The sequence below is a fragment of the Microvirga vignae genome (genome assembly GCF_001017175.1).
GTDB lineage: Bacteria > Pseudomonadota > Alphaproteobacteria > Rhizobiales > Beijerinckiaceae > Microvirga > Microvirga vignae.
On the sequence record NZ_LCYG01000077.1, the window covers coordinates 1 to 24,376 of the forward strand.

General features: G+C 59.8%; 22 protein-coding genes and 1 pseudogene. 10 read left to right on the plus strand and 13 right to left on the minus strand.

The genetic code is table 11. The annotated features are described in order from the left end of the window. Nucleotides 1–27: 27 nt before the first annotated feature. The 7 genes from AA309_RS24805 to AA309_RS24835 all read right to left on the minus strand — a co-directional run bounded on the left by AA309_RS24805 (nucleotide 28) and on the right by AA309_RS24835 (nucleotide 8,144). On the minus strand, nucleotides 28–1,419 hold the full coding sequence (locus AA309_RS24805) for an Asp-tRNA(Asn)/Glu-tRNA(Gln) amidotransferase GatCAB subunit A (RefSeq protein WP_047191713.1): 1,392 nt from the start codon (nucleotides 1,417–1,419) through the stop codon (nucleotides 28–30). 328 nt (nucleotides 1,420–1,747) lie between these two features. Further along, entirely contained in the window at nucleotides 1,748–3,061 is a 1,314-nt protein-coding gene (locus AA309_RS24810; RefSeq protein WP_047191714.1) for an amidase, read from the minus strand. Between the two features lie 146 nt (nucleotides 3,062–3,207). Then, on the minus strand, nucleotides 3,208–3,531 hold the full coding sequence (locus AA309_RS24815) for a DUF4387 domain-containing protein (RefSeq protein ID WP_047191715.1): 324 nt from the start codon (nucleotides 3,529–3,531) through the stop codon (nucleotides 3,208–3,210). Then, nucleotides 3,531–4,874, minus strand: coding sequence for an acyclic terpene utilization AtuA family protein (locus tag AA309_RS24820; RefSeq protein WP_052954973.1), 1,344 nt, complete (start codon nucleotides 4,872–4,874; stop codon nucleotides 3,531–3,533). The genes AA309_RS24815 and AA309_RS24820 overlap by 1 nt, the downstream gene beginning before the upstream one ends. An 11-nt stretch (nucleotides 4,875–4,885) precedes the next feature. Then, nucleotides 4,886–5,845 (minus strand): polysaccharide deacetylase family protein, encoded by a 960-nt coding sequence (locus AA309_RS24825; protein ID WP_047191716.1) that lies wholly within the window; start codon nucleotides 5,843–5,845, stop codon nucleotides 4,886–4,888. Then, complete coding sequence (locus AA309_RS24830) at nucleotides 5,842–6,774, minus strand: polysaccharide deacetylase family protein (protein ID WP_084731612.1); 933 nt, start codon at nucleotides 6,772–6,774, stop codon at nucleotides 5,842–5,844. Before AA309_RS24830 ends, AA309_RS24825 begins: the two co-directional genes overlap by 4 nt. Further along, complete coding sequence (locus AA309_RS24835; protein WP_047191718.1) at nucleotides 6,771–8,144, minus strand: nitroreductase family protein; 1,374 nt, start codon at nucleotides 8,142–8,144, stop codon at nucleotides 6,771–6,773. Before AA309_RS24835 ends, AA309_RS24830 begins: the two co-directional genes overlap by 4 nt. A 174-nt stretch (nucleotides 8,145–8,318) precedes the next feature. Here AA309_RS24835 and AA309_RS24840 point away from each other — a divergent pair, with 174 nt between their 5' ends. The 5 genes from AA309_RS24840 (at nucleotide 8,319) to AA309_RS24860 (ending at nucleotide 12,956) form a co-directional block, all read left to right on the plus strand. Further along, the gene (locus tag AA309_RS24840; protein WP_047191719.1) at nucleotides 8,319–9,500 is read left to right on the plus strand and encodes an ABC transporter substrate-binding protein; all 1,182 of its coding nucleotides are present in this window, start codon (nucleotides 8,319–8,321) and stop codon (nucleotides 9,498–9,500) included. A gap of 82 nt (nucleotides 9,501–9,582) precedes the next feature. Next, nucleotides 9,583–10,452, plus strand: a complete 870-nt coding sequence (locus AA309_RS24845; protein WP_047191744.1) for a branched-chain amino acid ABC transporter permease — start codon at nucleotides 9,583–9,585, stop codon at nucleotides 10,450–10,452. A gap of 32 nt (nucleotides 10,453–10,484) precedes the next feature. Continuing rightward, the gene (locus AA309_RS24850; RefSeq protein WP_084731614.1) at nucleotides 10,485–11,489 is read left to right on the plus strand and encodes a branched-chain amino acid ABC transporter permease; all 1,005 of its coding nucleotides are present in this window, start codon (nucleotides 10,485–10,487) and stop codon (nucleotides 11,487–11,489) included. After that, nucleotides 11,486–12,259: an ABC transporter ATP-binding protein gene (locus AA309_RS24855; protein ID WP_047191720.1), complete on the plus strand. Its 774-nt coding sequence runs from the start codon at nucleotides 11,486–11,488 to the stop codon at nucleotides 12,257–12,259. Before AA309_RS24850 ends, AA309_RS24855 begins: the two co-directional genes overlap by 4 nt. Next, nucleotides 12,246–12,956 (plus strand): ABC transporter ATP-binding protein, encoded by a 711-nt coding sequence (locus tag AA309_RS24860; RefSeq protein ID WP_047191721.1) that lies wholly within the window; start codon nucleotides 12,246–12,248, stop codon nucleotides 12,954–12,956. The genes AA309_RS24855 and AA309_RS24860 overlap by 14 nt, the downstream gene beginning before the upstream one ends. A gap of 62 nt (nucleotides 12,957–13,018) precedes the next feature. Here the strand turns inward: AA309_RS24860 and AA309_RS24865 are convergent, their stop codons facing one another. Beyond that, nucleotides 13,019–13,972 (minus strand): polysaccharide deacetylase family protein, encoded by a 954-nt coding sequence (locus AA309_RS24865; protein ID WP_244470488.1) that lies wholly within the window; start codon nucleotides 13,970–13,972, stop codon nucleotides 13,019–13,021. 18 nt (nucleotides 13,973–13,990) lie between these two features. Continuing rightward, nucleotides 13,991–14,404 (minus strand): annotated as a pseudogene (locus AA309_RS36825) (transposase); the annotation flags it as partial. A gap of 242 nt (nucleotides 14,405–14,646) precedes the next feature. On the opposite strand from AA309_RS36825, the gene AA309_RS24870 reads away from it, so the two are divergent. The 5 genes from AA309_RS24870 (at nucleotide 14,647) to AA309_RS24890 (ending at nucleotide 20,485) form a co-directional block, all read left to right on the plus strand. Next, the gene (locus AA309_RS24870; protein ID WP_047191722.1) at nucleotides 14,647–15,516 is read left to right on the plus strand and encodes an isocitrate lyase/PEP mutase family protein; all 870 of its coding nucleotides are present in this window, start codon (nucleotides 14,647–14,649) and stop codon (nucleotides 15,514–15,516) included. 10 nt (nucleotides 15,517–15,526) lie between these two features. Continuing rightward, entirely contained in the window at nucleotides 15,527–16,207 is a 681-nt protein-coding gene (locus tag AA309_RS24875; protein ID WP_047191747.1) for an isochorismatase family protein, read from the plus strand. Between the two features lie 70 nt (nucleotides 16,208–16,277). Continuing rightward, nucleotides 16,278–17,696: an MmgE/PrpD family protein gene (locus AA309_RS24880; protein WP_052954977.1), complete on the plus strand. Its 1,419-nt coding sequence runs from the start codon at nucleotides 16,278–16,280 to the stop codon at nucleotides 17,694–17,696. Next, on the plus strand, nucleotides 17,693–19,060 hold the full coding sequence (locus tag AA309_RS24885; protein ID WP_047191723.1) for an FAD-dependent oxidoreductase: 1,368 nt from the start codon (nucleotides 17,693–17,695) through the stop codon (nucleotides 19,058–19,060). Before AA309_RS24880 ends, AA309_RS24885 begins: the two co-directional genes overlap by 4 nt. A gap of 12 nt (nucleotides 19,061–19,072) precedes the next feature. After that, nucleotides 19,073–20,485 carry a dihydroorotase gene (locus AA309_RS24890; RefSeq protein WP_047191724.1) on the plus strand — a complete coding sequence of 471 codons (1,413 nt, stop codon included), beginning with the start codon at nucleotides 19,073–19,075 and terminating at the stop codon, nucleotides 20,483–20,485. Nucleotides 20,486–20,559: 74 nt separating this feature from the next. Here the strand turns inward: AA309_RS24890 and AA309_RS24895 are convergent, their stop codons facing one another. From AA309_RS24895 to AA309_RS24910, 4 genes are read right to left on the minus strand one after another with little or no spacing between them, the layout of a single operon-like run. Continuing rightward, the gene (locus AA309_RS24895) at nucleotides 20,560–21,558 is read right to left on the minus strand and encodes an asparaginase (RefSeq protein ID WP_047191725.1); all 999 of its coding nucleotides are present in this window, start codon (nucleotides 21,556–21,558) and stop codon (nucleotides 20,560–20,562) included. 11 nt (nucleotides 21,559–21,569) lie between these two features. Further along, the gene (locus AA309_RS24900) at nucleotides 21,570–22,571 is read right to left on the minus strand and encodes a CobW family GTP-binding protein (protein WP_047191726.1); all 1,002 of its coding nucleotides are present in this window, start codon (nucleotides 22,569–22,571) and stop codon (nucleotides 21,570–21,572) included. Beyond that, entirely contained in the window at nucleotides 22,568–22,918 is a 351-nt protein-coding gene (locus AA309_RS35460; RefSeq protein WP_047191727.1) for a hypothetical protein, read from the minus strand. Before AA309_RS35460 ends, AA309_RS24900 begins: the two co-directional genes overlap by 4 nt. Next, nucleotides 22,909–24,339: an amidohydrolase family protein gene (locus AA309_RS24910; protein WP_047191728.1), complete on the minus strand. Its 1,431-nt coding sequence runs from the start codon at nucleotides 24,337–24,339 to the stop codon at nucleotides 22,909–22,911. The genes AA309_RS35460 and AA309_RS24910 overlap by 10 nt, the downstream gene beginning before the upstream one ends. Nucleotides 24,340–24,376: the final 37 nt, after the last annotated feature.

Sequence of the window (24,376 nt, forward strand, 5' to 3'; positions counted from 1 at the left end):
TTCAGTCAGGATTTGCCACAGAGTCAATCATATTGCTGGCTTCAGTGAAGACCAATTCGTTGCACGCTCATAAGCGGCCGCCACTCTCAGCAATAATGCCTCATCGAAGGCACGCCCAATCAACTGCATTGAGAGGGGTAAAGAGCTTTTCGAGAGGCCGGACATAACGGAAATCGCTGGGTGTCCCGTCACATTAAAAGGCGTCCGCGCCTGCCGCACATTCGCCGGAGCCTCTTGGGGCTGGGTCGGGAATGCGGCAGCAGGATCCAGGGCATTTGCTGCCAGCAATACGTCGACGTCTCGAAATACATCATCGACCGCAGATATGAGCTGGTTTCGGCGGCGCTGAGCAGCGACATAGTGACCAGCAGAGATAAAGGCGCCCACCATGATTCTTCGGCGGGCAGCCTGTCCATAATCGCCTGGTCGATTTTGCATCCACGTGGAATGAATGGACCATGCCTCGCTGTGAAGAATAATCCTGTTTACGGCTGCGAACTCCTTGAGGCTCGGCAACTGTATATCGCGAACGTCGGCGCCTAGATTTCTCAATACCCCGACCGCGTCATTAAGGGCAGCGGTCACTTCAGGATCGGCCTCCAGATCTGTCTCGTGAAAATTCCGCACGAAGCCTACTCGAATTCCGTTGACGCCACGTTCGAGATCGTTATCGAAGCGCGTTCCGAGAGCGGCAACGCTGGACGGATCGGCTGGATCGTGGCCAACTATAGACCCGAGCAGCATTGCGACGTCAGCAACGTTGCGCGCCATTGGCCCGACGTTGTCGAGCGTGAACGACAGAGGGAAAACCCCTTGTCGAGACACCAATCCGTACGTTGGCTTTAGCCCGACAACGCCGCATGCTGCCGATGGATGACGGACTGAGCCACCGGTATCAGTGCCGAGCGCGAGGGGAAACAGCCCCGCCGCAAGCCCTGCACCCGATCCGGATGAGGAGCCGCCGGGCTGATGATCCAGGTTCCAGGGGTTGCGAGCAGGCGGAAAGGGAAGATCGAAAGATGGCCCCCCGAATGCGAATTCCCAGGTCGCCAGCTTGCCTAGGATCACCATCCCACACTGCCTCAACCTTTTTACGACGTAAGCATCAGCGGCTGGAGCGTTCTCAAGCAGGATTTTCGAATGGCAGGTCGTTGGCAGTCCAGCCACATCGATAATATCCTTGATCGCGATTGGCACGCCGTGCAGTGGGCCGCGCGACCGGCCATGGCTCATTTCCTGTTCGGCGAAACGGGCCTGCGCCATGGCCATCTCCGCGTCGAGACATGTAAACGCATTGATCTTAGAGTCGACAGCCTCGATACGCTGGAGCAGCGATTGCAGCAATTCGACCGGCGAAAGATGGCGTGCATGAAAGGCGTCGCTCATCTCGGTGGCAGAAAGCCAGTAGGGTTGTTTCATCGGCTATCTCGCACTCGCATCGGGGGCCACGGTTCCACGTCAGGATCCATTGTTAGATCCGTAAACTGCGCCACGAGGTGGGCGGCGTCTTGAACCGCGAGCGCCACGTCGGCAGGAAATTCCTCCAGCGCTTTCTGCAGGCCGGCCAGCTGTGCCATCAACTTTACGGTTTCGTCTGAAGAGAAATCTTGGTTCATGATGGAACTATAGGTTCGCGTTACTAACGATGGTTGTTAAGAACCCAGCAGCGGCAACGACAAGGCTCCAGCCAAGTGTGATAGCCGAAGCTGCAAGGATATCTGTGTGACGCGGGATGTCGATCATTGCGTCAGCGCCGAATTAGAGAATCGAGATCAGGGGAGTTGAGAATGCCCCAGACAGTAGCGGCCGCGGCGAGTATTTTACCGTCATTGTAGCGTGGGCCAACGAGTTGAAGACCCACGGGCAATCCCGACTCCTCCAGGAGCGGCAGCGTGATACAAGGGACATGCAGCAACGTCCACATGCCATTGAAGATCGGATCTCCGGCGAAAGACAAGCCCTCGGGAGCAATGCCCGTCGCGGCCGGGGTAATTACCGCATCGAATGGCGCTGCGACCCTGTCGAACTCCGTTCGCAGCAATGCGGCACGGTCTAGTGCGGAGAGCAGCAACCTGTCCTGAGTCCGTTCCATACGGGCGCGAATGCCGGGTGACAGTAGATGGGGCACAGTGCGCTGGAGATTCAAAAATGCGACGCGCCCCTCCGCACGCATGATCCGCTCTTTGAGGTCGTTCACATCCGCAAAGGCTTCCCCAAGATCGAGCTCGGTCAGAGTGGCGCCAGCAGATCGCAATGCCGCTACGGCCGCCTCAAAGGTGGCCTGCATCCCGGCTGTGGCGCGGTCCCAATATGGAGTCCGGCACCACGCGAGTTTGACGGAATGGAGCGGTGGTGGCGGTGGAAGGGACGCATCTGAAACCTCGAATACTTCCGTAATCAGAGCGAGATCTTCCAAGGAGCGTGTGTACCAACCAATAGTGTCAAGGCTGGAAGAGAAACGCTTGGCCCCCTCGGTGCTCACGGTTCCGAACGTCGGCTTCATCCCAAAAATCCCGCAGAACGACGCCGGGCGAATGAGAGAGCCTCCTGTCTGGGTCCCGAGAGCCACTGGAATCATCTGGTCCGCAACGGCTGCCGCCGAGCCACTGGAGGATCCGCCGGGTGTCCGCGACAGGTCGCGGGGATTGCGGGTCACAGCATTGCGCCCGTGCGCCGCGAACTCAATCGTCTCTGTCTTTCCCAGCACAATGGCGCCTGCTGCCCTCAATGTTGCAACACAGGCGGCATCCTGTCCCGGTCGGAATCCTTTATAGATAATTGAATTATGCTCGGTCGGGAGATCTGCGGTGTCAATCACGTCCTTAATGCCAACCGGGATACCATGCAGGGGTCCGAGCGGCCCGTCACTCAGCAACAGTGCCTTGTCCGCATTCCGCGCCGCGGCCAACGCCCCTTCGGCATTCACGGCTGCGAACGCACGGACGGCCGGCTCACGCTCGGCGATGCGGGCAAGACACGCACGAACAAGGTCCTCGCTTGTAATCGATCCTTCCGCAATAGCGGCTCTTGCTTCGGTGAGCGTCAGACGATTGGGTTGCATGACTGGTCCAATTGTGCAGAAGGCGAAAAGGATTTGACGGGCTGGGGCGTCTCCAATGCTCCTTGGTGGGTATGCCTACGCAGAGCATGTGCGCTGCGCTGAGGTTCTCCTTGATAATTGGACCGGCTCGGCGTCCCAGTCTGGCCTCACGCGTTGCCAGGAAGCGGAATGTCTACGTCCAATAACGGGGCATGCTGTTGAGCACCATAGATATCGGTATCACCAACATCGCCTGACGGGATGCGTCGGGGTATCGTCGCCTTGAAGGCATTGCCAGCAGGGTAGGGCGTGAACAGCACCTCACTTTCGGAAATGCCATAAAGCTTGGCAAAGAGCTTGGCATTCACCACGCCCGTGGCAGCGACTTTCTCGAACAGTTCCCGCGACCCGAAAACGATGTCGATGGTGAGTTCGAACGGCCCGGCATTCTTGCTTTTGCAGACCGTTGCGATGTCGGCGATGCGAGCCATCAGATAACCTCATACTCGATTGGAAACAGTTCGCACGGGTCTTTCGGAGTGACTGTGTGGAAGATATTGAATCTATAGAGCGGCTCCATTTCGACGTCCGAGGGCGAGAAGGGAAATGCCATATTTCCTTCTCGGCAAAGTCGGCCCGGAAAGTCCGTGTGCAGCAAGGAGACTCGTGCGAATGCGAGCACAGCATTGGCGATCTCCTGGGTGTCGGCGAGCGCCTCGACGAGAATCCCCAGTTCATGGCTGTTGATGGACTTCACAGGCTCCATCTCGCCCATGACGCCCGACTTTCCGTATACGCGGAATACCAACCGGTATTTGTCCGGAGTAAGACCGAAGCCGCCGACTTTCTCATCAACTGCCTTTCGGACCGAGTCGAGAAACTCGTCAAATCTTCCGATCAGCATCGGATCACGGGTGCCGCAGATTGTCATCGCGCGGAAGCCGACCAGCTCAGTGCCCTCGAGTTTCACAGTGTAAGGCATTGAGCGCCAACTCATGCCGGAGATCCTGACGGCACGATCGTTGACAGCCTCAAACACACAATCGGTCGTGTCCAGAATGCCCCCTGGTTCGACATGCACGCAGGGGCTCGAATTCTCATGGAGGCTGTGGTTCGCGACTGAGAGCGGTGTGCAGCGGCGGATTGGGTTTAGAGGCTCTGCCTCAACGGAGTCATCCCTCACTGTGACGATAAGGCAGTCGTGGCCCTTCGGCAGCGAAGGAGTGGCACCGCATTCCAGCATCTTGCCCGCGTACCAGGATGGGGCAGGAGGAAGACCCGCGCGGATAGCCGCTCCCGCCCAGGGCGCAGGGTCGCTCGTGCGACCGCCCAAGATGACCTGAGCGCCGTTGTCGAGCGCACGCATGTAGGGTTCCGGCCCCATCATTCCGACAACGCGTGTCGCCCGGGCAATGGACTCGGCCGTGATGTCCGGCGCGTTTCGAAGCGGGCGCATGTTACCGCCTTCGAAGAAGCGCAGTACGGTGTCTTTCTGTAGTTCAGACTGAATAACCGCCATCTTGAAGTGGTGGCCTTCCTCCCGCGCGAGCTCCCGCACGATCTCCACCACCGTCGCGAGGTGAGGAGCTCCACCCGCGCCACCACAACTGCCGATGACAAGGGGGATCCGGTGAGCGAGCGCGCCGCGAAGCATTAGCGCAATGTCTCGCTTCATCGCGAAGCGCGAGTTCAGAGTCTTGCCGGAGCCGAGATAATAGGGCCCCGGATCCGTGCTCCCGCCGTCGACACCAATGAGGTGAGGATCGCGCTGAAGACCGGCCTTCAGGGACGCCTCGGGAAACCCGTAACCCAGAAGACCACTGGTTGATATCATTCTAAACTCAGTCAAGGAATGCATCTCCCATTCTTCGTATTCTGTGCGTCCTGCAATTGTCCCTCGGCGTGCTTCGCGACCTCAGCGGCATTCGCGAACCACACGTTTCGAGTCTGTGCGATCCTTTCCATCGCCTCTACTACGTAAGCGACACGATGCGGCATTCCGGACAACCAAGGATGCAGATGGAGACCGAAGAACCTGCCCGATCCGGATTTTGCAGCATCGTCGGAAAGGGTTTCGAGGACGTCGTCGATAATCTTCGGAAACCGTGGCGACAGGACGCGGCGATGCCACATCAACTGGATGTCGTCCCACTCTGCTTGGTTGGGGATGGACACGATCTCGGGCCCGACGTTACCAGGACCGACGTTCATCAGGTACGGCTGATCGTCATTGGGCCAATCAGCCAGATAGGTCAGGCCCGCTTCGGCAAGCAGCGCTGGGGTGCGGGTGGACTCGGAGTAATCCTGACTAATCCACCCTTCAGGCCTCGTACCGGTGACACTGGTTATGGCGTTGATCGACGTTTGAATAAACGAGCGCTCCTCATCCTCGTTTAGCCGGCTTGTCAGCATTCGCGTCGCGTCATGCCCGTGCGCAGCGAATTCATAGCCTCTGCCCAGCAACTGCTCAATTAGGTACGGATACCGGTCAAGAGCAGAGACATTGGCGGCTACTGTGACTTTCAACGGCAGCCTGTCCAACGCTTCGAGGAGCCGGAAGATACCGATTCTGTTGCCGTACTCCCGTAACGTATAGGTGCGATAGTCTGGCCGAAAGTCTCCGTAATGATCGCGGAACCGTGGATCACGTATGGCGCCCGGTTCGGGCAGAAGATCCCAGTGCTCCAGATACAGAAATACGGTTGCGGCCAAACGCGCATTGCCCGGCCAAATCAGCGGCGGCCGATCGATGATCGGTGAGAACGGATAGAGCTGATGATCCATTCCCGGCTTGGGTTCGGTCATGGGGCGTCCGCCGATAAATGAGCTTCGATGGAAGGAAGGGCATTCGCGATATACCAGTCGGCGATCTCCTCACCTGTCGCTACCCAGACCTTCTCATGCGAGAGAATATGGTTGAGCGCCCGGTCAAGGTATTTGATCCTGTGCGGCTGGCCCATCAGATAAGGGTGAAGCGCAATGCACATGACCAGAGGGTGAGCCTCTGCTTCACGGTAAAGGCAATCGAAGTGGTCCGTGGCCATTCGAGCGAAATCCTCCGCCTCGATATGGTGGCGCCATGTCATCGCATCATTGATGTCCATCTGGTATGGTATCGTAATTAGCTTGCCCGAGCGCACCTTGATCGGGAATGGCTGATCATCGTGAAACCAGTCGCAGTAGTACTTGATGCCTGCCTCTGCGACGAGGTCAGGTGTGTTCATCGTGAACGTTGCGGCCGGGGAGAACCAGCCTGCCAGTTGTCTGCCGGTGTGCCGGCGATAGGCCGCAACACAGGCTTCGATCTCTCGTCGCTCTGCAGCCTCCTCAAGATCCCAGTGGTATCTCGTATTGTACATTCCATGGGCGAGCACGTCCCATCGCCGCTTCTCACATGCCTCGAGAATCTCAGGGTAATGGTCGAACACGGCCAGGCTGAGGGACGCTGTACAACGGATGCCATATTGATCCATGACGTCGAACATCCGCCACAGCCCAACGCGATTTCCGTAATCCCGCAATCCATAACCGAGCACGTCCGGATGCGGAGTGCGTGGCCACGGATCTCGGACGCCTTTGTCCGGCAGATATTCATAGTGCTCGATGTTGGGCACCACCCAAAGTGCTATTCGAGCGTTTCCTGGCCATTCAAAATGTGGGCGCGCGATGATGGGCGAGTAGATCACGCGATCGCCGCCCGTTGGAGCAGGGGACGGGTTCCTAACCATGGTCATGGCTTTACCAAACGCAGGGCAAAGAGACGGCACATCCGACGGGTGAGGCGCCCTTCATAAACCGCCGCGTCGGCCTCCGCCCGCAATGAGATACCGATCTCGCGCTCGATTCTGAACCGACGGGTGACCATCGCGTGGACCTTTCCGGCAGTCATCGGAACAAACGGACCCTGGTTGGGGACAGATGCTTTGGACTCCGTGCGCAAGTACCTCCAGCCGTAGAGAGAAAGAAGGTTACGAACGGAAATCAGCGCTGTTCCTCCTGGCTTGAGAATACGGTGGACCTCATCCAGGAGCTTCTCAGGCTCAGGTGCGTGCTCAAGCACCTGGAACATGGTGACAACGTCAGTGCTGTCCGATGCCAGCGGGATATGACCATCCTTTATGGTCACCTCGCCGACCGGACGGGAGATCCCCTCCTGTCGCAGACGCTCCTGAATGAAGCTCAGATTTGCCTGCGCGAGCTCGGCGACATCCACTTCCACCTCTGGACCAAGCTTGCGGATCAGTTCAGTCGTGTGGGTTCCGCCCCATGGCATGACGTCCAGTACGCGCGAGCCGGGCGGGACATCACTCAAGAGCCCAACCTCAACGGAAGTCGCATCCCCCTGCCGGCGGGATCGGTAGACTCCCGCAATTGGGGACTTTGCCCAGACTGAGTACCCGCGGAAGTCGGCCACGCGATCCCAGCCCCAGATGCGGGGCCGCCATTCAGCGAATGGGTTCTTGCTGTTGGTAATCCGGAAGAATGGATATTCCTGAGCTGGTTTGGCCGGGTAGATCGCGTAGTGCGGTCTTTGGAATTTGTTCCAGGACCAAACTTCACCTCTCGGGCGGCGCGGAGCCTTAACGGCGGGAGCGTTTGGCTTGGGAAGCCCGATACACAGGGCGCCCTGGATTTCAAATGTTGGCGGTATTCCCAACATCTTGGCTATCGCTTTCGTGTCGCCGATACCAGCGTTCCAGATGCTGGCGTAGCCCCGCAGATGGGCGCTGATCATCATCTGGTAACAAGCGGCAGCAACACTCTGTACGACAGAGAATTTGTCGTGTGTCCAGCCCTTCTGGAAGCAGAGGTAAATGAGGACCGAGCAGAATTCGAAGTGGTGGTTGCCGCCGGAAATCTCCCTTGCGCGCTTCTTCATAGCGGTATCGCTGACCGCCACGAAATGCCAATTCTGCTGATTGCAGGATGAAGGTGCCTGAAGGCCACTCTCGATTATCGCATCGACAATCTCCGGGTCGATAGTCGAGCCGTCGAACTCTCGACAGGAATAGCGCTTTGCGATCCATGACAGAACCGCCTCGGCATCAGTGGTGCCGCTCGGCGGAGTAGTAGGGGGCCCGATGGGCACAATCGTAGCGTTCATCAGTGAACTCTCGCTTGTCCGGCGGAGGAGTATACCCCTTTTGCTGCTATACTGTCGACAGTTGACGCTAGCTTTTTTTTGAGTTTCTATCTTGACTTGTAGTTCTGCCCAAGACGTGAGCGGCCTGCCCAAGGTTGGCAGTATTCACTTAGAAAACAACAGAAGAGGGATAACATGATCAAGATCTCGAGGCGAAACGCCTTAGCTGGAATAGCAGCAGCCGCCGCGATCGCGACTGTTTCCAGCACTGCTCTCGCGGCTGAAACGCTCAGGATTGGAGCGATCGGAAGCCTGTCCGGCGGGGGCACTGCGTGGGGTCTCGCCATCAAGCGGGGCGCCGAGCTCGCAATCGACGAGGTGAATCAGGCTGGTGGATTGAGCGTCGGCGGCAAGAACTATAACCTTGAACTCCTGATGTATGACGATCAATACACTGGCCAAGGAGGCAAAACTGCAGCTGAGCGGCTCGTATTCCAAGATAAAGTCAAATATATCGTTGGTCCGATAGGCTCCAATCCTGTGCTCAGCGCCATGGAGGTCACAACCCCTCAAAAAGTTTTGCTAATGTCAAACGGCTATACGCCGAAAATTCTCGATAATGAGCACAAGGCTTCCTATAATTTCCGGTTTACTCTTACGAACCTGGAATATGCGCCCAGCATGATGAAATGGGTCAAGGAGAACCTGAAAGTCACCAAGGTCGGTATTCTCGTGCCGAACGACGCGATCGGGCAGTCCGTCGCTCCGCCATTGGTGAAGCTCTACCAAGACAACGGCATTCAAACCGTGGTGGATTATTATGAGCGCGGCTCGAAGGAGTTTTCGCCTCTCATCACGCGCCTCATGGCTGCGGGGATCGACGGATTCGATATCAATTTCAACGCCCCGGGAGAAGCGGGGCTGATGGTCAAGCAGGCGCGCCAGATTGGATATGACAAGCTCGTTTACCAAATGGGGGGGCCGTCCGTTCCCGAAATCATTGAGGTGGCCGGCCAGCATTCTGAAGGCTTCATCTCCTACGAAATGTTCGATTTCGATGCACCTTCGGCACAGCCCTTCGTGAAAGCATACGCGGCCAAGTATGGAAAGGGTATCATCAACTCCCAGACGCCAGCGTTCTACAACGCGACCAAGATTCTTATCGAGGCGATACGTCGCGCGGACACTGTCGACGATACCACCAAGATTCGCGATGCAGTTGAAAAGTTGGCGGGATACGATGCCGGGGTCTACGGTCCCGTGCGCTGGACCGGAAAGGCGATCTACGGGGTCGATCACCAACTTGCTCTGCCGTTCTACGTTGTAGAGGTGAAGAACGGGAAGCCGGTGACCCGGGCCGTTCTCTCCGTCGACTGATCCTTGCCTGTCGAGGCGGCACAGCGCGAGAAAGCGCTGTGCCAGTTGCGTCCTTGCATTTGGAGACCAGCCCTTGCTGTCGATGCTGACCAATCCAACCATTCTGGGGCAGATTGTCGTAAACGGGATGAGTTTGAGCTCCATCTACATCCTTGTTGCCCTTGGATTCACCCTGCTTTTCGGGATCATGCGCGTTGTAAACTTTGCCCACGGCGAATTCGCGATGCTGGGCGGCTTTGCGATGTACTATTTATACGCGGTGTTCAGTCTTCCATGGGTGGCCGCCATTCTGCTTGCCCCGCTAGCTGTAGCAATTCCAGCTCTCTTCCTGGAGTGGCTCGTTTTTCGCTGGTTTTACCAGAAGATGTTTCAGAGCATGATCGGCCTGCTCGGGCTAAGCATCGTGATGATCTACTCGGCCCTGCTGACCTGGGATGCGTTTGAACGCAATATCCCTGCCGCATTCGACGGGATTCTGAGGTTTGCCGGCGTGATCCTTCCAATCGACCGGTTGGTGACTATCGGCGTCTCAGCGCTCGCGCTCGGCGCTTTTTATTTCCTCATGGTTCATACCCGTATCGGCTTGGCTATGCGGGCGGCTGCACAAGACGTGGAGATCGCCGGTACCCAGGGGATCGATACCCGCAAGATCTACCGGGTTGCCTTTTTTGTGGCGATCCTGCTCGCCGCGCTTGCAGGAGCGCTCTACGGGCAAGTCTATGCTGTGTCGCCATTCATGGGGGAGCGCCCACTCTTCGTTGCATTCATCGTGGTCATTCTGGGAGGAATGGGCAGCATCCCGGGTGCGGCGCTCGGAGGGCTGATATTGGGCTTTACAGAGAGCTTCCTGGGCACGTTCTATGGCGGGTCCGTTGCGTCATACGCGTCTTTCGGAGCCGTCATTCTGCTTCTGATTTTTCGGCCGTGGGGATTGCTGGGCAAGCCAGAGTAGCATTGTTCATCTAACCATTCGCAGGATCCGACATGAACTCGACCGCCGAAACAGTCCCCGTAATCTCGAAAGTTCGCCTGGGGCGCTCTACGTCCTCCGCCCTCATAGGAGGTGGGATAGCCATCGTCGCTGCCCTTGCAATCATGCCCTACTTGCTCGACGAGCGATTTTTCTACCATATCGCCATCTTGGTGTGTTTTGCAGCAATCGGCGCGAGCAGTCTGCATCTCATCATTCGAACTGGCCATGTCTCATTGTGCCATGCAGCCTTCATCGGTGTCGGAGCTTACGTGTCCGCAAACGTGGTGATGAAGCTGGGGTTTCCGTTTGTGGGTGGTCTGGTCGCAGGCACGCTCGCGGCGGCGGGCCTAGGTCTTATGATCGGTCCGGTCATTTTGAGGCTCACAGGCAAATACTTCGTGCTAATCACATTTCTGTTCGGGGAAATCCTGCGAATGGTCTTTGTCGACTGGCAGAGCATCACCGGCGGAGCCAATGGACTGTCGGGAATCCCCGCGCCCGCTCCGGTTTTCGCCGAGCCCAAGTACTTCTATGCCCTTGCTCTTCTCGCCGCGACCGCTTGCGTCGCCGTTTGTGGCCGCATCCTCAGTTCAGAAACCGGCCGTTTTGTGAATGCCATTCGCGAGTCCGAGCAACTCACCGAGTGCGTCGGCGTTCCGGTCATCCGCACCAAGGTGATGATTTTCGTCATAGCATGCGGCTTTGCTGGCTTCGCCGGTGCGTTGATTGCCCACTACGCGCGCTATATCAGCCCGCCGAATTTCGGACCGTTGGAGTCTTTGAATCTCGTGATCATGAACGTCATCGGTGGCATGCAAACCTTAGTTGGGCCCTTGCTCGGTGCCATCTTCCTTGTGCTCGTACCTGAGTTCCTGCGCGGCTACGTCCAACTCCAGCACATTATGTTTGGCGTGATCCTGATCCTCGTCATGGCATTTTTACCGGCAGGCGTCGTGGGCGTGAAGGACTGGGTTGCTAGGCGCATGATTCCACACGATCGCAGGGGGGAGCAGTGAGCCCGCTTCTTGAGGTGCATAAACTTTCCCGCTTCTTCGGTGGGCTGAGGGCCGTCAACGATCTTAGTTTCACGGTCTCTTCCGGAGAGATTTTCGGCATCATTGGGCCGAACGGGGCCGGCAAGAGCACCGCCGTAAACCTGGTCAGCGGGGTCACGAAACCTACGAGTGGCAAGGTCCGCTTCCAGGGGACCGACGTGACAGGTCAGCCTCCGCACAAGCTGGTGCAGTATGGCCTCGCCCGCACCTTCCAATCAACGACGGTCTTCGGTAACTGCACCGTGGAGGAGAATTGCCGCCGCGGGAGCTATCTCGCGCGATACCCAGGATTCTTTCACTCGTTCTTCTCGACGTCAAAGGCTGGCGAGATGCGGCAGGCCTCGGACTCACGTGTGGCTGAAGTTCTGGAGTGGCTAGATCTCCATCGGGTGCGGAATGTACGTGCTGCGGATTTGCCCTACGGTGCGCAGAAGACGCTCGGGATGGCGATCTCGCTCATGGCATGGCCGAAGCTATTGATGCTGGATGAGCCAGTGGCGGGATTGAGCGCGGCGGAGGCTGACAATGTCCGCGACACGATCAGAAAGATCAGAGCAGAGGGCATCTCCGTGGTCGTCATAGACCACAACATGCGGTTTATGGCCGGTCTGTGTGATCGGATTCTCGTTCTTCATCATGGCCAGGAGCTTGCTCACGGGTTGCCGCAGGACGTTCTCAGCGATCCAAATGTTATCGAGGCTTATTTGGGGCGCCGGTATGTCAAAGCTTGAGTTGCGCAACGTCGGCGTCCGATACGGAAATATCGTAGGTACCCAGGAGTTGTCTCTCCGCCTTGAGAGCGCGCAGACCGTTGCGCTCGTGGGCTCGAACGGCGCCGGCAAGAGCAGCACGTTGAAAGCGATTATGGGTCTGGCGAAGTATCCCGTCGGAGACATCCTGCTTGCGGGAAAAAGCATAAAGCAAATGCCTGCTTTCGAGATCGTGCGTGCCGGGATCGGCTATTCGCCGGAAGGGCGCCGCGTCTTCGGTGGGATGTCCGTTTTGGAGAATCTCAAGGTTGGTGCGTACAGTCGAAAGGGCGGCGAGTTCGAAGCGGATCTCCAGCGGGTCTTTGGCTATTTTCCGCGGCTCAAAGAACGAGCGTCTCAAAGAGCTGGAAGCCTCTCCGGCGGCGAACAGCAAATGCTTGCCATTGGTCGGGCTTTGATGGCTCGTCCATCAGTCTTCCTGTTGGACGAGCCATCTCTTGGCCTTGCGCCCGTTATCGTGGAGCGCATTGGAGATGTCCTGCAGGAGATCCAAAGGGCTGAGCAGCTCTCGATCATACTTGCAGAGCAAAATGCCGCTTGGGCGCTCTCCATTGCCGATCAAGCAGTGATCGTTGAGCTCGGTCGTGTGACGATGACGGGCCCAGCGGCAGAAATCGCCGAGGATCCCCGGGTGCAGAGAGCTTATCTTGGAATTTGACCGGCCACCTGGCCGTTGCGGAACGGACCAGGAGCGCCACCGCGAAGACGGCCCGCGGGCCGTCAGTCGGGCCGGGGAAGCACGTTGGATGGAAGCTGGGCTGCGAATTTAGCGATCTCGCCCGGGGTAGTGATCCAGATCTGATCGCGGTGCTTCAGGATGTGGTCCATCGCCCAACGAAAAGCGCGCATCCGGAATGGTTGGCCAATGATGAACGGATGAACCGAGATGCCGAAGACCAATGGATAGCGCTTGGAGCGCTCCAGCATCTCATCGAATTGATCGATCGCCATATCCGAGAATTCACGTCCGCTGTGCTGTCGAAACACTAAGGCTGGGGAGTCATTGATCTCGAGCGGGTACGGCACGGACAGGATCGGACCAGACCGTGTCTTCATCCAGAAAGGCTGGTCATCGGCAGGCCAGTCCAACTGGTAGGAATAGCCTGCCTCCTTCAATAGATCGAGGGTTCGGTCCGACTGTGCCAGATAGGGACCCATCCAGCCCTCCGGCTTTCGTCCAGTGATACGCGTGATGGACTGCGTGCACTCGGCGATCATTCGCTCTTCGTCGACCTCCCACAGCACGTCCTGCCGCTCGGCATTGGTCCGGCCATGGGCGATGTACTCGTCACCGGCACGGGCGTTGATCCGTTCCACAATGTCCGGACTTAGCTCAAGCGCGAGCGAGTTCACATTATGCGAGCCCGGCACCCCATAATCATCGAGCAGATCCAGATAGGACCACAAGCCAACGCGATTGCCGTATTCCCGCCAGGCGAAGTTACGCTGGTTCTGCGGAGCCGTTCCTGCGGCGCTGTCGGAACCGAGCCCAGCGCGGTAGGCGAAAACCTCGATGTTGTTGCAGAACGTCACTGCCAGTCGTGTGCCGTTCGGCCACTCGTATACCGGGCGCTTGTGGATGGGAGAGAACGGGTAGCGATTGTGGTGGGGCAGACGCAAGGCGAACCTCCGAGTGTGAGAACCCAGATGGACGTTGACACGCAGCAGTAACATGGTCAACTGTCGACACGAAACATGGAGATGGTACTGCTCGACCAAGCGGATGATCTCGATCTTCTCGCAAGCCAGGTACCTCATGCGCAGTCCTCCCCATCCTCGCACATGCTTTCGGAGCAGGCGGTTCTCCAGGGGCGGATCAGCCACGACCTCCTTCAGGGTGGGTTCCCGGCGCAGCCTCTCGAACTCGTCTGAGATGGTCTCCCGAGTGGTGTCATCCGCTAGGCGCCATTTGTCGGCTCCAGGAGCCTCCTTGGACCAGCGGTAGCACACATTGGGTAGCATGCCCTCGCGCCGGCAGAGCGCGGCGACGCTGTCCTCACCGCGCAGGTTCTCCAGCACGATCCGGATCTTCCCGTCGGCGGAGTAGTGCTTAGCGCGGGCGCGGCGGATCTCCTTCACTACCGTCTCGCCCGACTCCTTGGCCAGCCTTGGTTCTGTCTCATCTTCATTCCCTCAGATGCTACGATGAACCATGACCTCTTCCGCCTTCAACTCGGCCGATCTGTCTCCTGAGCGATTACGGCGGACACCAGAGACCGATCCAACAACTGCTCGGGCGAGCCGCTACAGACTGTTGACAGTTTACATGAACTCGCTAAGGTGAATTTAGGTCGGCAGCCGTCGGTCGCCGGCAGTCGCTATTCGTTCTGCTAGAGGCGGGATGGTTTATGCATTCAACACAAAAGCTTAAAAGCATTCTGGACCGGCGTGCCGCCGTTACAATACCTGGCGCTGCCAATGCAATGTTCGCCCGGGTTATTGAGGATCTCGGTTTCGAGGCCGTCTACGTGACAGGTGCAGGCGTCGCAAACATGCACCTTGGCGCTCCCGACATCGGTTTGACCACAATGACAGAAGTGGCAGAGGTTGTCGCAACGATTGCTGACGCGGTGTCCCTGCCGCTCATCGTCGATGCCGATACCGGTTTCGGAAACGCCGTCAACATGGTGCGAACCATCCGGACATTCGAGCGGGCAGGGGCGTCCGGCATTCAGATCGAGGATCAGGTCTTCCCGAAGAAATGCGGGCATTTCAGCGGCAAGGAAGTTATCCCGGTCGGCGACATGGTTCAGAAAATCAAAGCTGCCGTCGACAGCCGGCGGGATCAGGATCTTCAGATCATCGCCCGCACCGACGCCAGGGCCATCGAAGGCTTCGATCGGGCTATGGACCGCGCGAGGGCCTATATCGAGGCTGGGGCGGATGTCACCTTTGTCGAGGCACCCACGAGCCTCGACGAGCTGGCTCGCATTCCCCGCGAGCTGTCGATGCCGCAGGTGGCCAACATCGTGTATGGCGGAAAGACGCCGGATCCTGGGCGCGAGAGGCTGGCCGAGATGGGCTTCTCGATTGTGCTCTATGCCAATGCTGCCCTGCAGGTAGCACTCAAGGCCTCGTATGAAGTGCTCGGCGCCTTGAAGAACGAAGGCTCGCTCGGCACGGTCGGAAACCTTCTCGCCTCGTTTGAGGAGCGCCAGCGCGCAGTCGCCAAGGATCAATGGGATGCGCATGAGGCGCGCTATCGCGCAGAAGCTTGAGGAGCCTGTCATGACCAAACCCTGGGACGGAATCATCTCGGAAGAAGAGCAGCGCGCCTACAACGCGGCCGGATTCGGGCGTGCGACGGGCATCGGCAAGCGCCCGGCGTTGCTCATCATCGATGTCCAATATCGCACGGTCGGCACGACTCCAAAGCCGTTCTGGGAAGCGATAGAGGAGTTCCCTACCTCGTGCGGCGAAGTGGCATGGAAAGCCGTTGGCAACATCAGGCGCGTGCTTGATGTGTTTCGCGAGCGCCAGTGGCCCGTCCTCTATCCGCACGTCGCTCCCAAGGAGTCCTTCGATTACGGTCGCCTGTCCGACAAGGTGCCCGCGATCATGAATGTTGCTTCCAAAGGATACGAGTTCGTCGCTGAAATTGCGCCTTCGGATAAGGATATTCTCCTCCCGAAGAAGCATCCGAGCGCATTCTTCGGAACGCCGCTCGTGAGCTATCTCATCAATCTCGGTGCCGACAGCCTCGTCGTAACCGGATGTTCGACAAGCGGCTGCGTTCGCAGCAGCGTTGTCGATGCGTTCGCGTACAATTTCCGTGTCCTGGTCCCGGAGGATGCTGTCTACGATCGTTCAGCGACATCGCACGCAGTCAATCTCTTCGACATGGCGTCGAAATATGCGGACGTGATGCCCACCGAGAAGGCCCTTGCGACTCTGCACGCCATCGAATGACATTTCGACACGAGCGGTATTTCGGCGGAGCGTAGGGGGCCGCCAGAAGATCTGATCGTTGAGGATGGTTATGATGAAGCCCCATATCGACCAAGTCGATCAATCCAGACGGCAGCGCTCGGCTGTTGCCTTTTCCACTCTGGTCTCATGGGCTGCCGAGGCCGTCAGGGCGCCCTTGCCGGAGCCAGTCCGCCGCCGCGCGGCGCTTATCCTCGCGGATGATCTCGGCGCCATGGTCGCCGGAGCGGCCGAGCCACAGGTCGTCGCTGTCCAGACCGGATTGGCCCGAACGTCGAGAGTCCCGGAGGCGACGGTGTTTGCAAAGGGCGCATCGCGGCTCGACCGCTATTCGGCTGCCGCGGCAAACGGGATGGCCGCGACCTGGTGCGAGTTGGACGAGGGATTCCGAGGCGTGCCCTGCCACGCCGGCGCTTATGCGCTGCCCGCGCTTCTAGCGGAAGCCGAAGCCTGCAGCGCGTCGGTGGAGAGCGTTCTGGCCTCCCTTGCCGTTGCCTATGAGATCACGACCCGCATCGCGCGGGCCTTTCCCGTCGCCACGCTCACCGTTCACCCGCACGCAGCCTTCGCCGCGATCGGTGCCGCCGCAGGCGTGGCTTTGGTCCGCAAGACCGATGCCGCAACCCTGCTTGCGGCCGTAAGCGGCGCCGCGGGCATGTCCTTCGCCGGCCCCTACAATCATGCAATCGAAGGCGCGCTCGTGCGCAATGCATGGACGTCAGCCGGAAGCTGGGTCGGTCTGCGCTCTGTCGATTGGGCTGAGGCAGGCATCGGAGGGATGGCGGAGACCGCTTACGACGTGTTTGTCGGCACCTTCGGCACTGGCTGGGTGCCTGAAGCCTTGACGGAAAGGCTCGGCGAGCATTGGGGAGTTGCGGGCGGCTACCATAAGATCTTCGCCTGCTGCCAATATGCTCATTCCGCAATCGAGGCGACGCTCGACCTTCATGCCCAGCTCGCTGCATCCGGGCGCAGGAGCGCGGACATTCTCGAGATCGTCGTCGAAACTCATCCGCACGGCTTGACCCTCGCGACCGTCGAGCCACGGACGACGCTCGCCGCGAAGTTCTCGATGCCGCATGCGGTCGCAGCATCGGCAGTTGTTGGAACCGGAGGACAGAAAGCGTTCTCTGACGCAACACTTTCGGATCCCGATATTGCCGCCTTGCGCCAGCGTGTCAGGCTTGTGCCTCATCCCGAGATCGGGGCTTGGCCCAAGGATCGTCCGGCGAGAATCTCTTGGCGCTTCTCCGACGGCGAGACCTGGACGGCAGCCTGCGATAGTGCGCGAGGCGGAGCCGATCAGCCCTTCGATCAGGCGACGCTGTTCGAAAAGCTGTCTGAGACGACCGGCGATACGTTTCCCAGAATGGCAGAAACGCTCGCGGCGATCGTCGCCTGCGAGCCCGATGCACTGCGCCGTCCGTGGCGCGCCTCTGCGGCAGAGATGCTTCGAGGAGACGCTTCATGAACGAGGATGTCGATGTCCTGATCATCGGCGCTGGCGCGTGTGGTCTTGCGGCCGCGATCGCGGCTCACGACGCCGGAGCCTCGGCGGCGATCATCGAGAAACTCGATCGGCCGGGAGGGAACTCCTCCCTGTCCACTGGCTCTGTGCCGGCGGCGAACAGCCGCTTCCAGCGGGAAGCCGGCATTGTCGATGATCCGGAAACCTATGTTCGCGACTTGATGGCCATCGCCAAAGAAACTGATGACCTTGATCTGGTGAGGCGGCTCGCCTCTGTTTCGGCCGAGACTGTTGAATGGCTCGTCGATACAGTGGGCGCGCGGATTACGCTGGTGACGGCTTACAAGCATATCGGCCATTCCGTGCCGCGCCTGCATGCGCCCGTCTCCCGTCGCGGCCAAGACCTTGTCGACGATCTCGTCTCGGCGGTCGAGCAGCGTGGCGTACCGATTGCGGTCGGGAACAGCGCCCGCGAGCTCATTGTCGAGGACGACGTCGTCAAGGGCGCGGTCATCGACACTGGCGACAGCGTGAGCGAGATCCGTGCGAAGAAGACCATTCTCGCCCTGAACGGCTTTGCCGCGAACGCGGATCTCGTGAAGCGCTTCTGCCCTGAAATCGCCGGCGCGCAGTATTTTGGCGCACTTGGTTCGACAGGCGAGGCGGTAATCTGGGGTGAGAAGCTCGGAGCCGACTTGGCGAACATGGCCGCCTACCAGGGCTATGCGGCGGTTGCTCACCCCCATGGCAGTCTCCTGTCCTGGACGACTATCGAGAAGGGCGGCTTCCTTGTCGGCGCGGATGCCCGCCGCTTCGGGGATGAGAGCCTCGGCTATTCCGGCTTTGCCCGCGTCGTGCTCGAGCAGGGCGAATACGCCTACGCGATATTCGACCAGAAGATCTTCGACATCGCAGCGGGCGAAGAGGAATTTCTCGAGCTTGCGAAGTATGGCGGACTGAAGAAAGCCGATACACCCGAGGAGATCGCACAGGCCTACGGCCTTGATCCAAGTGCATTGGCATCGGAGCTGGAAGCCTACAACGCCGCGGCGTCGGGCGCGACGGCGGATCGGTTCGGCCGTAAGGATTTCGGCACCGGTCCCTTGCGCGCGCCGCTCTATGCCTGCCGTGTTGTGCCGGGATTGTTTCACACCCAGGGCGGCCTACGGATCGATGCCGACGGGCGAGTGCTCAGGCCGGACGGATCGGCGATTGGCAATCTGTTCGCCGGCGGTGGCGCGGCGGCTGGGATCAGCGGACGGGAAGGAGCGCTCGGATACGCATCTGGCAATGGTCTCCTCTCCGCTCTGGCGCTTGGGCGCTTGGCAGGGCTCGCCGCCGCGCACGAGATCCGCGAAGGTCGATGACAGGGAGACAACATGATGGAATATGATCTGACCATCCGCGACGGCGAGGCGATTTTGCCCGGCCAGGGTCGGACCGCCTGCGACATCGCCATCCGTGACGGCCGCATCGCGGCGATACTCTCGCCTGGCGAGAGCGCTCCCGCGCGCGAGAACATCTCTGCACGGGGACTTGTGGTCATGCCCGGTGCAATCGACGTCCATCTCCATCTCGGCCACGGCAAGGACATTTCGCGGCCACGCGAGCCCGGCGATGCAGATCGCGAAACGGCAGCTGCCGCCAAGGGCGGTGTGACCTGCTTTATCCCTTATCTGATGGCGACCGACCCCTTCGAGGCAATCTTCGATGAGGTGATTGCTGTCACGGAACAGGGTGCACGGATCGATTTCGGCTATCACTTCATCATCTCGACCGAGGAGCAATTGGCTGGCGTGCCGCGCTATGTCGGCGAATACGGAGCACCGAGCTTCAAGATCTTCATGAACAATCGGGGTGGAGAGGGCGCGCGCCTCGGCTTGCCAGATATTGACGACGGGTTTCTCTTCCGGCTCTGCGAGGCAGCTGCCGCGCATGGCGGCATGGTTTGCCCTCACCCGGAAACGATTGAGATCGCCTGGGTGCTACGGGATCGGGTGAAGAAGCAGGATCCGGACGGCCGCAACGGCCTTGCCACCTGGAACGCCACCCGTCCGCCTTTTGTCGAGGCGGATGCCGTCCAGCGCTCCGCCTACATCGCCTCCCAGACCGGCGCGCCACTCTATGTGGTACATACCTCCTCCGCCGAAGCGCTCGAAGCCGCCTTGCGTCATCGCCGGGCTGGTGCGCAGGTCTTCGTCGAAACCTGCCCCCATTATCTGACTCACGATATCGGTTGGGCGGGCGGAGATATTGGTAAGATCAATCCACCGCTCCGTGAGGCGTCCGACCGGGAGAGACTGTGGCGGGCACTGATTGACGGAGAAGTGGATACCGTTGGAACCGATCATGTCCATCGTGACATCTCCTCGAAGGAGGGTGGCGTCTGGGCGGCGTCACCGGGCTGCCCCGGCCTTGAGACGCTTCTGCCGGTGCTGCTGAGCGAAGGACATCACCGCCGCGGGCTTTCACTTGAGCGCATCGCCGAGGTCACGGCCACGAACCCTGCGCGTATCATGGGGATAGGACACGCCAAGGGAGCCATCGTTCCCGGCCTCGATGCTGACCTCACGCTGGTCGACCTCGACGCGACGTGGACCCTTGAACGTTCGGACATCGTGTCGAGCGCCGGTTATTCCATCTATGAAGGCGAGACCTTCCGGGGGCGGATCAACGATACCTTCGTCCGCGGACGCCCAGTTCTGCGAGAGGGCGCATTGGTCGACGGAGCAAGCGGGACGGGCCGTTACGTGCGCAGGCGTCTCGATCTGCCAAGGAGCCCGGCCAGGTAGAGGTCGCGGGAAGGTTATCTCGGTGAGCAGCGTGCAAGGGTGGCGGACAGGACAGGTCCGCCACCCCTGGTACCTTAATGCGTGTCGAAAAGGGTCTGCACCTCGTCGGGATTGCTCGTCTGCGTGAGCGCAAGCGCCAGGAGGATTCGCGCTTTCTGCGGGGTTAGGTTATCCGCTCCGATCATGGCCTTGTCTTTCAGATAGGAGCGCCGGGCGACGCGGCCGCTTCCGGCACGGCTCGACTGCACGATCAGGACGCCCGCCTGCGCGGCCTTTTCGAACGACTCGCGCTCGAGGGGCGTTGTCAGTCCCGGCGGCAGGCCAGCGGAGACGAGGCCGCGCGTGCCCGCAGCGACGAAAGCATCCACCGCGCAGCCATCGGAGCCGGCGTAGGAATAGACGATATCCACGCGCGGGAATTCGGTGATCCTGGCGATGTCGAAAGCGGATTCCAACGTGTGTCGCCGCAGCGGTGCACGGTAGAAATATACCCCATCGCCGTCGACGTGACCGAGCAGGCCAAAGTCTCGGCTCTTGAAGGTCTGCAGCCGGTAAGTGGACGTTTTCGAAGCGTCGCGTGCGCTGTGGATCTCGTCATTGAGCACGATCAGCACGCCCTTGCCCCCGGCCTGCGGGTCGATCGCCGTCCGCACTGCCGACACGAGGTTCATCCCCACGTCAGAACTGAGGGCGCTGGCTGGGCGCTGAGCACCCACGAGAACCACGGGCTTGTCGGTCTTCAGCACAAGGCTCAGGAAATAGGCGGTTTCTTCCAGTGTGGCCGTGCCGTGCAGAATGACGAAGCCGCTGATGTCGGCCTGCTCGCGGGCCGTCCTCGTGATCAGCTGTGCGAGTTCCAGCCAGTCTGCCGGCGCGATCTTGGTGCTCCCGACAGCGCGGAAAGGGAGGGGAAGCAGCTCTGCGAATTGCGCAGCTTCGGGCACCCGCTCGATTGCCTCCGCAGGCTCCATCTTGCGGCCGGTTTCGGGATAGTCGAGCACCTCAAGGGAGTGGGTGCTAATGGACGAAATGGTTCCCCCTGTGCCGATGACGGCGATCTTGGGCTTGCTCATGATTTTTCCTCCTAGGCGAGCATCGTGGGTTCTGCCGGTCCTGTAATGCTGGCGACCTCTGCTTCGAGCGCTTCCAGCAGAAGGCCAGGCCACCGTTCCGGAAGTTCGTGGCCGATCAGTATGATCCGGGATCGGCGCTCCGCTGACGGCCAGCTGGGAAGAAAGATCGGCTTGTGGACCATGTGCTGGACGCAGTGGATCGCCATCGGCTGCTCCGGCAACTCCCGGATGGCGATCAGCCCCTTCGCGCGGAGCAGTCTTGGTCCGAGATGCGCCGCCAGCCCTTCGAGAAACAGGGGCAGTGTCAGCGCGGACAAAGGCCGATCGCTGACGATCGAGACGGTCGAGAAGTTGTAGCTATGGCGATGAGGTCTCAGGCGCAACGAAAGTGTTTGCATGGAAGCGCTTAACACGCCGCGGGAAGTCTCGGCCTGATGCACGAGATCGCCTTTCCAGTCGCGCGCATCCATGATGCGGGCCGTCTGGTTGATCGCTCCCAATGTCGCTGCGACGTCTTTGAAGCCGCCTTCGGCCACATCCTTCTTGGTGACGAGCAGCATGTCGGCCATTGCGACCTGCCGCCGGGCCTCGGCGTAGCGCTCAATCGTCGAAGCCCCGGAAATCACATCGACCGTGGTGACCACGCCATCGACAAAGAAGCTCGACGCAATCATCCGGTCGCCAGCCAGCGCTTGGAGAATCGGCACCGGGTCGGCAAGCCCCGAGGTTTCGATAACGACGCGATCGAAGTTGATTTCTCCAGCTGAGCGGCGGGCCTCCAGAAGTGCGAGTGTCTTGGCGAGACTTGATGATACCCGGCAGCACAGGCAGCCGGTGCTGAGAGCAATCAGGGTTTCGTCTCCGGTCTCGACGAGATCATGATCGAGCCCGATTTCGCCGAACTCGTTGATCAGCACGGCGGCTTTCGAGAAGGCGGGCTCGCGCAGCAGGCGCGACAACAACGTCGTCTTGCCGCTGCCTAAAAACCCCGTGAGAAGCGTAACCGGGATCATACCGCACCGGGAGAAACGCCAAGCCGCATCGCGGAGGATTCCATCGGGGGAATGTCGAGCGCCGCCCTGACGGTCTCGAGCACACCAAGAATTGAGCTGCACGCCCGCGGGCGCGGAGTGGAACATCCACCCACGATAGTGACAGACCAGCGGATCAGGTCGGATTGCGGCCGGTGAGGCTCGATGGTGGCGAAAGGCGCTCCGGTCTCGTCGCAAAGAACGATGGCCGAGGAGGTGTCCAATGGCTGCACGCAGTGTCGGGCGTCCCAGAGGACGAGGCTCTCCGCCAGCAGCGCATGGAGCGCCTGCATGATCTCTGCCTGATCCCTGTCGTCCGTCAGAGACATGGGCCCGCCAGGATGTCCGAGGAGATCTTGCGGGGAAGATATGTTCCATCCGTCGCCTCTCCGAAGAACTCGCCGTTCTCCATCACGATCATGCCCCGAAGCATGGTCAGCGACGGCCAGACGGCGACCTCGTGGCCCTCCCAGGGCGAATAATCGGCCTCATGGAGCTCTTCCCGCCGCAGCACGCGGCGAAGCCCGGGATCGAGAATGACGATGTCGGCATCGCTGCCGGCGGCGATGGCGCCCTTGCGAGGATAAAGTCCCATCAGTTTCGCCGCATTGGTGGAAACGAGATCGACGAACCTCTCCAGCGAATATTTCCGCCGCTCGACCATTTCCGTGTACATCAGCGACACGCGCGGCTCGACCCCGGCATTGCCGCCTGTCGTGTCGTCGATGCGCTTCCCTTGCGTTTTGGTGGCAAGGGTGCAGCAGATTTCGTCCGTCGCGATGGCATTGATCGTGCCGTCGAGCGTTCCCGCCCAGAGCGCGTTCTGGTCCTCCTTCGACTTCAGGGACGGATAGGTGTGATAGATCTGGCCGTTCTCGCGCTTGTAGTCTTCGCTGGTGTACATGATGTATTGGTGGAGCGATTCGCCGTAAATCGGCAGCTGCCTTGCCCTTGCGGCGCGGATCGCCTCGACGCCGCTGGCGGCGCTGACATGCATCATGTAGAGCGCAGTTCCCGGCACCTGCTCGGCAAGCCGGATGACACGCCGGAAGGACAAGTCCTCCGACAGGGCGTTGTGCACCTCGGCCATGTTCGCGAAACCGGTGCGGCCTTCGCGGATCAGCTTGTCATACATGTGCATGACGATGTCGTTGTCTTCCGCATGGATGACGCCCATGCCGCCGTTCGCAGCGATGACCTTGAATACCTCCCAGATGTCGCCGAACTTGACCATCCGGCCACGGGTGCTCGGACGGATGTCGGTGGTGAAGATTTTGATCGTCGGATAGCCCGCTTGGATGGTCTCGGCGATCTGGCCGAAGAGATCGGCGGGGAGGGTGCCTTCCACCATGACATGATAGGCGTAGTCGCAATAGCACTGTCCGATCCAGGTCTTGTCGCGCGTCTCGATGGTGTCACGGATCGTGGTGCCGTGTGTCCAGCGGGCGAAATCGATGATTGTCGTGGTGCCGCCGTGGAGAGCGGCCTTGCTCACGATAGGAGGGGGATCCGAGAGGCCCGCTGTGCCGTCCGGGTTCGGAACATGCCAAGCACAGTGGACATGGGGATCGATCCCGCCTGGAATCACGATCCTGCCCGTGGCGTCGATCAAACGGAGGCCAGGGGCGGCTTCGAACGTGCCGGCCGCGGCGACTGCGGCGATCCTGCCGCCGGAGATGGCAATGTCATAGGCCCCGGCCCCATGGGAGGTCGCCACCTTGTCTGAGCGGATTACGAGGTCGATCAACATCAGACTCCATCGAATTGCGTACTGCGGCTAAGCCAGC